Raw genomic sequence first — 12,995 nt, forward strand, 5'->3', positions numbered from 1 at the left:
CTTAAAAATTGAATTCAAAATTTTTTTAAAAAGTTCTTGCAGAAGTAATTTCTTGTTGTATATTTGCACTCGCAATACGGAACAAGTATCGCGAAGTTCTTTAAAAACGCAATGCGAAAATAGCTCAGTTGGTAGAGCGCGACCTTGCCAAGGTCGAGGTCGCGGGTTCGAGCCCCGTTTTTCGCTCTACTACCTTTAAAATATATTTACAAGTAATTGTAAAATGCTCGAGTGGTGGAATTGGTAGACACGCTGGACTTAAAATCCAGTGAACATTAGTTCGTGCGGGTTCAAGTCCCGCCTTGAGTACAAGAAAAAACCGTAATACGCTTTTAATTAAGTAATTACGGTTTTTCTTTTTTATTATTTGTACGCTTGGAGTTTTTTTAACTTTGAAGAGGTTAATTTATTAATCAATCATCAACCGAATTAGTGTCGTTTTTGGGATAGAGTGCATCGAGGAAGATTTTTCCCCGTACTATGCCCTAATGCACTCATTAATAAAATAGGAGGGATTCCAATTATTTACAATCTTACCTTCTTTTCAAATAATTTCAGACTATTCTTAATTCCCAATTATCTTACTCAAATCAAACATTGGGGCATACATTGAAACCATAATAACCCCTACAATAATTCCTATTACTATAATAATCATTGGTTCTAAGATAACTCCAATCATTTTGGTTTGATGACTAATTTCTTCATTATATTGTTCGGTTAGTCTGTCAAACATTGTGTCGAGTTGATTAATTTGTTCTGCTACTTCTACCATTGAAACCATTTTGTTTTCGAAAACCTTATGCTTTCTTAAACTTTCATGTAGTGATTCACCTTTTGTTATATCGTTTTTGATATTTTCGATTGCTATTTCGATTGGATAGAAACCAATCATTTTTGAGGTTAACGACAATGAATTTAATAAGGTAGTTTTGGAAGTAATTAATAATTTCATTGATTGGCAAAAACGTGAAATGTAAATTTTCTGAATTAAATTCCCGAAATAAGGGATTTTTAATACCAACTTGGTAGTAATTGCACGATAGTTTTCTTGTTCTTTTAATAAAGCATGAATGATTGTCAATCCTATTATTGTAGCTATAAAAATTCCGAAAATCATTCCAGAGTGATTGGATATTTTTATAATAATTTGCGTACTCTTTGGAAGTTCACTTCCAAATTGTCTGAAAACAGAACTAAACATCGGAACCACTTTGTTAAGCATAAAATACAATACTAAAACTGTTACCAACATCACAATTGTAGGATATGTTAACACCGAAATAATTTGGCGTTTCATTTGAATTTTTCTGTTGAAGTATTTTTGTAATTCTCCTAAGATTTCTTCTAGTTTTCTAGTTTCTTCTCCTATTTGTATACTGTAATATTCATATGGAGAAAACTGGTTTGTTTCTCGCATTGATTCATAAATGCTTCTGCCTTCGATTATTTTATTTTTTATTCCGAGAATAATTTCTTTCTCAAATTTATGGCTGGACTGTTGACTCAATATTTCTAAGGCTTTCTTGATGTCGACGCCTGATTTTAACAACATACCAAGTTCTCTGTAGAAAATTTCTTTTTTCTTGTCTGAAAGTTTTTTCGAAAATTGAAATAAATTAGCTTCTACTTTTGGAAGTGACTTTTCAGATTTTTCAACCTTATATGTATTTAAATCTAAACTCATTATTTTTTTATTGATTGTAAAAGTTCATTTGCATGCACTGGTTTGTAGAAGTTTAAATCCATAACTCTTTCGTTTGCTTCAACACTTAAATTTAATTTTAAAAACACTTTTCTTTGTGAATTGCTTTTCACAGAGTCAATTCGAGTTTGATTTAATTTTATTTTAAATGTATCTATAAATGTTTCTTTACTCCGAAGAATGTAGTCATTCGTAAAATTGTAACTAACTAACTCGCCAGAATATCCATTAAATATAATTCCATCTTGCATCAAATGCATCTTTTCATTATCAAAAATATCTTTATTGAGGCTATAAGTTAATCGGTTTAAATCGTTTACCAATTGGTTTTGGTTTTTATAATCTAACATTCGCTCTGTTACTATTGAAAAAATAAAAAAAACAATTCCTAAAATAATAGCCATAATAGTCATACTAACTATGGCTTCTACTATTGAAAACGCATTTATGGAATTTTTTTTAGTCATGAGTTTGTATGTAAAAACTTTTCTCAAACTGAAATTGTGAACTGTCTTTATATTGAATGTTTATTTTTTTTAAACTCTCATTTATAATTTCTTCTTCTATTTGAAGGTTTTCATCTTCATTTCCAGAGGTTAAAGAATCATTTCTTAATTGTGCTAAAAAGAACAGTTCATTTACTTTATTTTGTTTGTCATAAAATTTTGCAGAAGTTCTTGGTGTGAAAACAGCCGAAAAAATCATGATTGCAAAATACAAACAAATAGAAATAATTGTTAGCGCTATGACCGATTCTAAAATAGAATTGGCTTTAAGATTACAATACTTTTTTAAGAATACCATAGGTTGTTTTTTTAGCATCAAACAAAGGAATCGCGATATAATAGTTAGGACGTTTCGTCGAATTTATTTCAATGTCAGAAATGGTATTATCATAAGTAGAAGAAGTGGTTTTAAGAAAGAAGCGATTAGTGTAAACGCTTCCAATAACATTACTTTTTAAGTCCAATTTTCCCGTACAATAAATATCACCAAAAATCAATCCATCGGAATCTATTTCTATGCTGTTTTTGCCAATATTTTCAAATGAATTGCCAAATAATACAACTGCACCAGTGATGTTACATTCTTTTTTTATGTTGATTAAACTTCCTTCAAAACTATTATTATAGACACAAATTACCGACGGATAATTTAATATTACTTTCTCTTCTAAAGTTATCCCTTTTGTTGCAAATGCTTGAACGTTTCCTGTAAATCCTGATTCAAAGGTGATTTTTGGCGCCATTAAAATTATGTCTTCAAGTACGGTATTCTTCTTTACATAAATAGAATCTTTGTTTTTTAAAATAAAGTTCCCTTTAAAAATAACACTTCCTATTACTGAATTGACATATACCTCTTTTGTTGAATTGTGAAATGAATTGAAATGCAATGAATCTTTTTGTTTTTCAATTTCATTTAAAGCTTTTTTTTCTGAGTTAATCCCTTCAAATAGTTTTGCGAATTCAAGGTTTATTTCCGGTAAGCGAATTTCAGAAATTGAAGTTTTTCCTTTTATTACTAATTCGTTAGGCTTATTCGTTAGGTATGAAGGTTCAATCTGTTTTGTGGGCAATGCATTGTCTCCAATTAGTTTTACTATTCCAGAAAAGGAAAGTGATTTGGTAAAATTTGCCAAATGAATGGCGGTTTTATCTGAGGCATAACTTCCAACAAAATGAGTGGAAGTTATCGTGTCTTTTCTTAAAACTGAGTTAGCGGTTAGTAAAGTCAATAATCCATATTGTTTTATAGTGTAAAACCCATCTATGCCTGATTTTTCATCTGTTGGAATTTCTTCTTGAATAATTTTATTTCCTAACGCAAAATTTACAACGGATTGATTGTGAACATACATTTCTTCTTGAATGTTGTAATGGAGATTGAGTTGAGTGTATAAATTAGAAAAATACAATAATGCTCCACAAATTATAGACACAATCAGGCAAATGTAAATAGCATATAAAAGACTATGCGCTTTAATCATTTGCTTTATTTTTGGTTTCCTTTTTGTTAAATAATCTTTTGAAAAAATTTGTTTTTCCGTCAGATTTTGAAACTTTCTCCAATTTGTTTTCTTCTTTTTCTTTAGCTTTTTCTTTAGCTTTTTCTTTAGCTTTTTCTTCTTTATAAAGCTTGATTTTTTTTACAAAAACACTACCGTTTTTATATGTAATTGTGTCTTTTTTTATAAAATCTATCCAAGCACCATTTTTTTTGTTGTTTTTGTATTTTCCTTTTTCAATAAGTTCTCCATTTTCATTATAACGATAAAAATTCCCTGATTTTACTCCGTTACTCCATTTTTGAGTTGTTTCGATCATTCCATTTTGGTACCAAGTCTTCCAAGATCCAACTTTTAAGCCTTTTTTAAAAAAGCCTTGTTCTGCTAATTGGTTGCTGAGGTACATTTTTACAAACTTATCATTTATTAACTCTCCTGATATTCCTGATTGTGAATTATGAATTATTCCGCCTTTAAACCAATAGTATATTTTATTACTCTGTGGTTTGATTGTTTTACTTGTGGTGTAAAATTCATATCTAAAATCTTTATCAGAAATTCGTTTTATCGAATATGGATCTGAAAATGATAAAAAGAAAAGGGAAATTATTAATAAACTAAAATGTAATGCTTTTGTTTTCAATGTAATGTGTTTTTAAAAAGGAGGATGCAAGGTACGTGTTTTTGAAAATGTTACAAATTGTTTTTTATAATTTGCTTTTTGTAAGAAAAATCTTTTTTTACTTAACTAAATTAGTGTATTGTAAAAGTTGTTTTTTTAACATATTTTCGCAAAAAAATTAACAAACCTAAATGTTACCTACAAAAAAAGAATCCTTACTTTATGCAAGCCTAGTTGTATCTGTTTTGGTGGTTTTATTATTTATTTTTCAGTTTCTGTTTCATAAACCAGATGTAGTTTATGTTGATAACATTCAGCTTTTTGATGGTTTTAACATGACGAAGGAGATGAAAAAAATAGGGGAGAACCAATTTAATACTCAAAAAACAAAAATAGATTCCCTTTACGTTACTATTCAAAAAAGTAATCCCGCTCAACAGCAAATATTGATGAAAGAGTATGTTGCTTTGAAAGAAAATTTAGAACAATTTAATCAGCAATTTGCCTACGAAGAAACTGAAAAAATTTGGAAACGTTTGCATTCTTATGTTGATGAATTCTCTGGTGAGAATAACTACAAATTGATTATTGGTGCAGAAAAAAAACAAGATATTTTATACGCAGATCCTAGTGTTAATATAACCAACGAGCTTATTAATTATGTAAATTCAAAGTATGAAGGTGCTAAATAAGTTTGTTCTTCTTCTTTTATTTTTACTTGTGTTTATTTCATGTAAAAAGGAAATCAAAGATGACTCCGAAATTCGGGAACGTTATTTTCAATTGGAAAAGATTGGTTGGAAGTCTAAAATCCAAAACCAATTGGTTGATGATATTAATTTTACTGCTACAGAAGTTCCTATTCAATATTATTTACTTAAAGATAGAGGAAATGAAGATTTGTTTTTAGTTGACTCTTTATATGAATCTAATAAAACAGAAAGAATTATAGAATTCACTTTCCATCAAGATGAAGAGAAAGACCTGTTGCAAAAAGATTTTACAGGAATGTCTTATGAAGAAGGAGTGAAGTATATGTCTTTTGGATTAGAAAAAGATTTTTATGTTGTTACTTCCAAAAAAGACACTATAAAATGTTCAGGAGTAACCTATGAAAGAAATTATAAAATCGCACCTTTTCAAAAAGTGCTGTTATTTTTTTCCGGAATTGACCCAAATGAAAAAATACAATTAGTTTATCAAGATTACCTTTTTAGAAAAGGAACCATAAAGTTTAAGTTTAAAGATCCCTATACCGAAATAAAGTTATGAAGCAAATTAGAGAAAGTAAATTTTCAAAAATCGTTGCCTATTATTTAATGATTATGATGGTGTTGCAAATTACTGCACCCATGCAAATGTATGCTTTGACTTCTGGTCCAACACAGCCAGAGTTTAATTCGTTTACACCCATTGGTACTTCCGATATGGTCAATATCTCTAGTGGAGACTATAACTATAATATTCCGATTATGGATGTTGGTGGTTATCCTATTAATTTATCCTATAACTCGGGGATTACGATGGATCAAGAAGCTTCATGGGTTGGATTGGGTTGGAATTTAAATGTGGGTCAGATTGAACGACAAGTACGCGGATTGCCAGATGATTTTCGAGGAGATGAGGTAATTTATGAGAATAATATGAGACAAAACAGAACAGTAGGATTAAACCTAGCTGGAAATGCTGCTGTTTTTGGAGTCGATGGATTAAATTTAGGAGTTGGGTTAGGTGTTGAAACTAATAATTATGAAGGGATTTCATTTAAGCCATCGTTTGGTATAGGTTTCCAATTTTGTGATAATGTTTCTGTAGGTATGAATTTTTCGAGTTCACTGGATGAGGGAGCGACAGTTACTCCTTCTGTAGGGATTTCTGTTAAATCTTCAAGTGCTAATGTAGGGGCAGTAACAAGCTTAAAGGGTTCTGCTTCATTAGGTTTAAATAGCAGAAAAGGGGTCGAAAATTTAAACATGTCAGCTTCCGTTAGCAGAGTTGATAATGGTGTTACTAGAGATAAAAATGGAAAAGTTAATGGTAGTTCAGTTGACAGATATTCCCATGAAATGGCTTCATCAGGTGGGTCAATTTCATTTAATAATCAAAGTTTTACGCCAAGTAAACGTGTGGGGTATAAAAATTCCAATTTTTCATTTAATGGGGCTTTGGGAGGAGAAATTTATGGTGTTGAGGGTCAAATTCAATTTACAGGATATGGTTCTTACCAAGATGTGGCTGAGGATTATAAGTACAGACCTGAAAAGGCTTTTGGTTATGAAAATACAGAGTATAAAAGAGATCAATTAGGAATCCTAGATTTCAACAGAGAAAATGAAACCGTTGTAACTCAAAATACGACAGTTTTGCCAGTTACTAATTATACTTATGATTTATATTCTATTGAAGGACAAGGGGTGTCTGGACAGTTTAGACCATATAGATCACAAGTTGGTACTGTATATAACGATTTCGTAGTTGATTATGGAAGTAGTGATAGTTTTGGTGTAGAAATTGGTTTGGGTAATTTAGTACATGGAAGTGGCGATTTCAAAGCAGCTCCCTCTATTACTTGGACTGGTCCATGGATAAACAATAACAATGTTATTCCTTATTTTATGGAGCGTAATACCGATAAAAAGAAGTTAGGGTATGAACCTTATGTTTACAAAATGGTCGGTGGAATGAATGTGGACCCTGAAGAAAATATTTACTACTCTAAAATTGCAGGAAATAAACCAATAAGTATTGGTATTTACGGAGGTAATAAAAATAGTGCTACTAAGCCTATATATTATGATAAAGAGAGAAATCAAACTGCTATTTCAAAAATTAAAAGAGACAAACGCCATGTTCGTAGTCAGTTAGTATACAAGGTTACAGATAAAGAAGCAGCAGATGATCCTTTAATAAGTAGGAATGATAATGCTTTGCCACATCATACCGCTGGAATAAAAATACTTAAAACAGACGGAAGTACTTATGTGTATGGAATTACGGCTTACAATACTAAAAAAGTGGAAGCTACTTTCGATGTGTCAGGTAGTAATCAATCGTCTACAAGAAAAGGAAATAATACAACGGGATTAGTTGGATATAATGGTTTGACTTCAGGAAATGAATCTGACCGAAGTGATATGTTTTTAAATAAAATCACGACAAAAAATTATGCCCACAGTTATATGTTGTCTTCGGTGCTATCTTCAGATTATGAGGATGTAGATGGTAATGGTCCAACTCTAAATGATCTTGGGAGTTACACCAAATTTGAATATAAAAAACAACCAGGTGATCCTTATAAATGGAGAGTCCCGTTCCAAAAAGATAAAGTAACTTACAACGAAGGACTTATTTCTAAAGACGAAGATCAAAAAGGGAATTTTCTTTATGGGGAAAAAGAATTAAAATATCTAGATAAAATTGTTACTAAAACACATGTAGCTTTTTTTGATTTGGGAGAAAGAAGAGATGCTATTGGTACTGCTGGTGAAACTGGAGGAAAAGGAACAGGTAGAATGAAATATTTAAAATCAATACGATTGTATTCTCTACCTGAAGTTACAAATGCTATGGGGCAAATTGTTGATCCAGGTAGTAATGGAACTATTAAACCTGTTAAAACGGCTTTTTTTGAATATGATTATTCGTTGTGTAAAAACATTCCAAACCATGTAGATCATAATGAAAGTACTGAGACTGGTCCAGGAAAATTAACCCTTAAAAAAGTGTATTTCACCTATAGTGGTTCTAATATGGGGAAATATACACCATATGAATTTAATTATGGTGTAGACAATCAAATTAATAATCCTGATTATCATATGAAAGGATTTGATATTTGGGGTAACTATAAAAAACAACTTCCAAATAGTGGTTATATCAATACAGCTTTATCAAATACAGAATTTCCATATGTAGAGCAAAATAAATCTGAAGCGGATAACAATGCTCAAGCTTGGAATCTAAAGTCTGTCACATTGCCTTCAGGAGGAGAAATTAAAATTGAAATGGAGAGTGATGACTACCAACATGTGCAAGAAAAGAAAGCCATGCAAATGTTTAAAGTAATTGGTTCTGGTAATTCATCGGATCCTTCAATTACCCAAGCAAGTACGATGGAATTGTATAATGGTAATTCTCACAACAAATACATCTATGTAAAATTATCCGAAACGGATATTATAAGTTCGATTGCTGCCGGCCAAAGAAGTCAATGGTTCATTAATCATTATTTGGCTGAAAATTATGGAAAAGCGATACAGTTTAAATTTTTGCTTAATATGAAAAACAATAATAAGCAATATGAATATGTATCGGGCTACTTTAAAATGCAAGAATCTTCAAGTGCTCCAATTAACGTAAAGTATAATGGAGGGCAAGGAACTATAGTAGCGATACCGTTGCAAATGTTAAAAAGAGGTGGAAGTACTAATGGTAGCGCTAAAGTTAATCCAATGGCAAAAGCAGGATGGAGTTTTGGTCGCACACACTTAAATCGTTTAGTATATGGTTTAATAGATGACCCAACTGAAACAAATTTTGAAGCTATAGTAAAAAGTCTAGAGGGAAGTATTCAAAGAATTGAAGAAATTTTTAAAGGCCCAAATTTACCACTTCAAGAAGAAGGCTGCGCAAGAATTTTTAAACCAAAATCTTGGATCCGATTGGAAAATCCGATTGGAAGAAAGTTTGGAGGAGGATTGCGAGTAAAGTCTATTCAATTAAGTGATAATTGGCAAGTTATGGCTCCTTTAAGTGGAGGAACCAATATGAATTATGGGCAAACGTATTCGTACGATGAAGAAGTAACAAATAATGAAATTGCAAAATCTAGTGGTGTTGCCACTTTTGAACCTAATGCTTGTCCTGAAAACCCTTTGGTTGAACCAATGAAGAGTGATTATAATGGGCATTCCGAAAGTTATGCTGAAAGTATTGCAGCGCCTAGAGATTCTAATTATTTTGAAAAACCATTTGGAGAAAACTTTTTCCCCGCTGCTACAGTAACTTATGCTAGAGTATCTGTTAAAAATTTAGAAGCTACTCCAATTAACGGTATAAAAGTTAAAAAACATGCTACAGGGAAAATAGTGACAGAACACTTTACTACTCGTGATTTTCCAACTAAAGTAGCATATACTGATCTAGATATGATAAATGATTTAGTGCCAAATAATATCATTGGATCATTAGTCAAGTTAGGAAATATTAGTGTAAGGAACCACTTGACTATGTCTCAAGGATTTTCAATTGAAACTAATGATATGAATGGTAAAACAAAAGCAGAAACTGTTTTTGATGAAAATGGAGGTAAAGTATCAAGAGTAGATTACAAGTATAAGCTTGATAGTAAAGGAAACTTAGACAATAACCTAACAACAATAGATTCAAAAGGGAATGTTTCCAAAAAACTATTAGGCCTTGATTATGATGTAATCAATGATTTCAATGAAAGTTTTTCAGCAACAACGACTTCTGGGTTTAAAGCAAATGTAGCAACATTTATGGTTTTGGCTGTTCCTGTTCCTGTTCCAATGATTCTCCCTGAAAGTTCCTACAATGAGAACCAACTAAGAACTGCAGTAACCACAAAACACATCCATAGAACTGGAATTTTAGAAGAAAAAATTGCCGACGATTTAGGCGCCACCGTATCTACTAAGAATTTGGCTTGGGATGCTAATTCAGGTGAAGTGCTATTAACAGAAACCATAAACGAGTATAATGATCATTATTATTCGTTCACGTATCCGGCCTACTGGATGTATGAAGGTATGGGGCCAGCATCAACAAATATTGGTGTTGTTGGGACTTTAAAACGTGTAGCCAATTGTCAGTATGATCCAAGGCCGTACTTTAATATTGTTGATCCAATGAATTCATCTTCAATGATAACAACAGATATTACTCCTTATTTTAAATTGGGCGATGAGCTTATGTTAGAATCAACTACTGAAAAATTAAAAGTGTGGGTTTTAGGTTTTAATAGTACAAAAACAGGATTACTTCTTATAAACGAAGAAGGTAGTTATATTGATTACTGTGGAAATAACTATAAAGTTTACAATTTTAAAAATGTTCGTTCAGGAAATAGAAATTTACAAAGTGCTTCTATGGCTTCTGTAACTTCTATGATCAATCCTTTAAAAGATACAAATGGCGATTCGTTTCCTGATATATTAGATCAAAATTCATTTATTTTTAATGCTAATTCTAGTTCTAATCCTAGAATAATTAATTCGAGTGCTGTGGTATATAATGATTTTTGGAAACCACAAAACGACATGAATATTGCTTCAGTGTATCCAACGTTGCCGGGAGTAAATCCAGAAATTTCAGGAGAGGTTTCACATCCTTTCCAATTAAATTACAATCCTTATTTGTGGAATATAAAAGGCGAATGGAGAGCTGAAAAATCGTATGCGTACTTAACTGGTAGAAATAGCTCTTCCAATCAAGTCAATAATCCTAGAAATGAAGGATTCTTTACTAATTTCTCTCCTTTCTATCAGTTTATTAATGGAGCTTGGTCAACAGTAACTACAAATTGGACCTACGCTAGTAGTGTCACACAGTTCAGTCCATTCGGAATGGAATTAGAAAACAAAGACGCCTTAAATAGGTATAGTGCGGCGCAATATGGTTACCAAAATAAGTTGCCAGTAGCGGTTGCTTCTAATGCAAAATACCGTGAGATTGGTTATGAAGGTTTTGAGGAAACACAGAATTCCATGAGAAAACACTTTGTGTTTAGTAGTGGTAATTCAGGAAGTCTTGTTCCAGTCACCATAAGTAACACCGAATCGCATACGGGTAAACGAAGTGTTAAAGTAACACCTTCAACACCTGTTAGAATAGTTCGTTCTTTAATGCCAGAAGTAATAACGGCATCACCGAGATTATGCATGTACAACTGTAGTGAAGTATTAGATCCTTTGGTTATTCATAGTAGTAATATGACTGTTGGAATGAGTACTCCACCACCAAAACCTTATGTGAAATATAAAGTATCTCCTGTTTGTAATGGGTTAACTGTTGAAGGTCAGTCTGTAGCTTTTTTAAATGAGGATGTTAATGGGAATCCAATACCAGGTGATTATGTTGACGGTAGCTATACTTTTACTGATATTCCAGGTGATCCCGATGGTAAATATTTAACGTATTATGGAATAATTGACATAGGTTATAATCAAAATAATACTACCTATTTAACAACTATTACAATTCCTATAAGAGTCAATGGAGCTTTAATGAACTTATTATTAACACGTCCATACTATAATAGCCAACAATTAAATGGTAATCATGATATTCATAGAGGTAGTCTTGAATGTCAATAAAGATTTGAAATATGAAAAAAATATCTCTAATATTCTTTTTACTGGTAAGCTTTAGCTTTTATGCACAATATACCGGTTCGTTTTGTCCTTTGCCTGGAGGTAAATATGTAGTGAGTGCATGGGTAAAAGAAACATATACGCAGCAACCGCTTACCTATACCAGTTTTATAAAAATTGAGCTTTTAGGGGGAGAGTTGCAAGAAGATTTAGGTTCTGGGGCTCCTATAGTTCCTCAAAATACACCAGTTAAACTTTCTCCTTCAGGTGAAATAATTGATGGTTGGCAACGAATAGTTGGGGTTGTTGAAATTCCCAATAGTCTCCAGCAAGCCTCATTAATTTCTATAGAATTAAATTGTGGTGCTTCTGGTGGATTGGATTGTTTTTTTGATGACATCCGTTTCTTTCCTTACAATGGTAATTTGAAAAGTTTTGTATACGATGAAGCTACACAAAAACTTATGGCTGAACTTGACGAAAACAACTATGCTACTTTTTATGAGTATGATCTTGAAGGTGGTTTGGTTCGTGTCAAAAAAGAAACCGAAAAAGGAGTGTTCACTATTCAAGAAACAAGAAGTAATAATCGTAAGAGAGGTTAATTGTTATGGATAAAAAATACTGGCTGTTGGGGCTGTTATTCCTAATTACCACTAGTCTTTTTTCGCAAGTAAAGTCAAGTGTCTCTAATTTGTTTGATAAAGTCGAACAATATTATGGGGTTGAAAAAGATTTTTGTTATTCTTCTCATTATAAATTGTTCCAAAATACTTCTTCTAATATAGTTGTAGATGAATATGATGGGCAAACAATAAAAAAAGGAAAAACCATTTATCAAAAAATTAATGCAACAGAATCTATAAGTTTTGAAGATTATATTGTAACAGTAAGTAAAAAAGACAAAACTATAGCTGTTGTTAAAGCAACAAGTAAAAAGAGTCCAATGGCTTTAAAGTCCTTGTTGAAAATGTGCAATAAAGAAAAAGTAATAGAAAATAAAAAGTATTGGATTTGCGAATTATCATCGGATAAGCAACATCAGAAACAGTTTCAAAAAATAAGTATTTATATCAATAAAAAAGATTACAGTTTGTATAAAGAGATTTTTTATACCAATGGTATTCAAGAAATTGAAAAAAATAAAAAAAAGAGTGTTCTTAAAAATCCTCGTTTTGAGATTTTTTATAAAAACAATATTCTTTCCTATAAAGACAAATCGGATTTGCTAAGGAAAGAGTATTATTTCAGCATAAAAAACAAAAAAATTATACCTGCTAGTAGGTTCAAAAAATATAAGTTAATTACCCTTTAATAGAATAAGAT

The 12,995-nt window shown here is 31.4% G+C and carries 10 protein-coding genes and 2 tRNA genes; 7 read left to right on the plus strand and 5 right to left on the minus strand.

All coding sequences use genetic code 11. The annotated features are described in order from the left end of the window. Positions 1-113: 113 nt before the first annotated feature. Both EQG63_RS04685 and EQG63_RS04690 read left to right on the plus strand, forming a co-directional pair. Positions 114-186 (plus strand) — tRNA-Gly (locus EQG63_RS04685). A gap of 39 nt (positions 187-225) precedes the next feature. Then, positions 226-309: transfer RNA gene (locus tag EQG63_RS04690), tRNA-Leu, on the plus strand. A 256-nt stretch (positions 310-565) separates the two neighbouring features. Here EQG63_RS04690 and EQG63_RS04695 read toward each other — a convergent pair. From EQG63_RS04695 to EQG63_RS04715, 5 genes are read right to left on the minus strand one after another with little or no spacing between them, the layout of a single operon-like run. Next, positions 566-1,687 (minus strand): type II secretion system F family protein, encoded by a 1,122-nt coding sequence (locus EQG63_RS04695; protein ID WP_129434924.1) that lies wholly within the window; start codon positions 1,685-1,687, stop codon positions 566-568. Further along, positions 1,687-2,172, minus strand: coding sequence for a PulJ/GspJ family protein (locus tag EQG63_RS04700; protein ID WP_129434926.1), 486 nt, complete (start codon positions 2,170-2,172; stop codon positions 1,687-1,689). The genes EQG63_RS04695 and EQG63_RS04700 overlap by 1 nt, the downstream gene beginning before the upstream one ends. After that, on the minus strand, positions 2,165-2,509 hold the full coding sequence (locus tag EQG63_RS04705; RefSeq protein ID WP_129434928.1) for a hypothetical protein: 345 nt from the start codon (positions 2,507-2,509) through the stop codon (positions 2,165-2,167). The genes EQG63_RS04700 and EQG63_RS04705 overlap by 8 nt, the downstream gene beginning before the upstream one ends. Then, positions 2,484-3,695 carry a hypothetical protein gene (locus tag EQG63_RS04710; RefSeq protein WP_129434930.1) on the minus strand — a complete coding sequence of 404 codons (1,212 nt, stop codon included), beginning with the start codon at positions 3,693-3,695 and terminating at the stop codon, positions 2,484-2,486. Before EQG63_RS04710 ends, EQG63_RS04705 begins: the two co-directional genes overlap by 26 nt. After that, positions 3,688-4,356 carry a toxin-antitoxin system YwqK family antitoxin gene (locus tag EQG63_RS04715; protein ID WP_129434932.1) on the minus strand — a complete coding sequence of 223 codons (669 nt, stop codon included), beginning with the start codon at positions 4,354-4,356 and terminating at the stop codon, positions 3,688-3,690. The genes EQG63_RS04710 and EQG63_RS04715 overlap by 8 nt, the downstream gene beginning before the upstream one ends. A gap of 170 nt (positions 4,357-4,526) precedes the next feature. On the opposite strand from EQG63_RS04715, the gene EQG63_RS04720 reads away from it, so the two are divergent. The 5 genes from EQG63_RS04720 to EQG63_RS04740 are packed head-to-tail and all read left to right on the plus strand — an operon-like array spanning position 4,527 to position 12,984. After that, the gene (locus EQG63_RS04720; RefSeq protein WP_129434934.1) at positions 4,527-5,027 is read left to right on the plus strand and encodes an OmpH family outer membrane protein; all 501 of its coding nucleotides are present in this window, start codon (positions 4,527-4,529) and stop codon (positions 5,025-5,027) included. Next, entirely contained in the window at positions 5,011-5,607 is a 597-nt protein-coding gene (locus tag EQG63_RS04725; protein ID WP_129434935.1) for a hypothetical protein, read from the plus strand. The genes EQG63_RS04720 and EQG63_RS04725 overlap by 17 nt, the downstream gene beginning before the upstream one ends. Beyond that, positions 5,604-11,672, plus strand: a complete 6,069-nt coding sequence (locus EQG63_RS04730; RefSeq protein WP_129434937.1) for a hypothetical protein — start codon at positions 5,604-5,606, stop codon at positions 11,670-11,672. The genes EQG63_RS04725 and EQG63_RS04730 overlap by 4 nt, the downstream gene beginning before the upstream one ends. An 11-nt stretch (positions 11,673-11,683) precedes the next feature. Then, positions 11,684-12,274: a hypothetical protein gene (locus EQG63_RS04735; protein ID WP_129434939.1), complete on the plus strand. Its 591-nt coding sequence runs from the start codon at positions 11,684-11,686 to the stop codon at positions 12,272-12,274. A gap of 5 nt (positions 12,275-12,279) precedes the next feature. After that, positions 12,280-12,984 carry a hypothetical protein gene (locus EQG63_RS04740; protein ID WP_129434941.1) on the plus strand — a complete coding sequence of 235 codons (705 nt, stop codon included), beginning with the start codon at positions 12,280-12,282 and terminating at the stop codon, positions 12,982-12,984. Positions 12,985-12,995 lie beyond the last annotated feature (11 nt).

This window comes from Flavobacterium amnicola, from assembly GCF_004122165.1.
Taxonomy (GTDB): Bacteria; Bacteroidota; Bacteroidia; order Flavobacteriales; family Flavobacteriaceae; genus Flavobacterium; species Flavobacterium amnicola.

Coding starts and splice junctions, on each gene's coding strand:
- EQG63_RS04695 (WP_129434924.1), bottom strand. CDS start 1,687: ATGAGTTTAGATTTAAATACATATAAGGTTGAAAAATCTGAAAAGTCA.
- EQG63_RS04700 (WP_129434926.1), bottom strand. CDS start 2,172: ATGACTAAAAAAAATTCCATAAATGCGTTTTCAATAGTAGAAGCCATA.
- EQG63_RS04705 (WP_129434928.1), bottom strand. CDS start 2,509: ATGGTATTCTTAAAAAAGTATTGTAATCTTAAAGCCAATTCTATTTTA.
- EQG63_RS04710 (WP_129434930.1), bottom strand. CDS start 3,695: ATGATTAAAGCGCATAGTCTTTTATATGCTATTTACATTTGCCTGATT.
- EQG63_RS04720 (WP_129434934.1), top strand. CDS start 4,527: ATGTTACCTACAAAAAAAGAATCCTTACTTTATGCAAGCCTAGTTGTA.
- EQG63_RS04725 (WP_129434935.1), top strand. CDS start 5,011: ATGAAGGTGCTAAATAAGTTTGTTCTTCTTCTTTTATTTTTACTTGTG.
- EQG63_RS04730 (WP_129434937.1), top strand. CDS start 5,604: ATGAAGCAAATTAGAGAAAGTAAATTTTCAAAAATCGTTGCCTATTAT.
- EQG63_RS04735 (WP_129434939.1), top strand. CDS start 11,684: ATGAAAAAAATATCTCTAATATTCTTTTTACTGGTAAGCTTTAGCTTT.
- EQG63_RS04740 (WP_129434941.1), top strand. CDS start 12,280: ATGGATAAAAAATACTGGCTGTTGGGGCTGTTATTCCTAATTACCACT.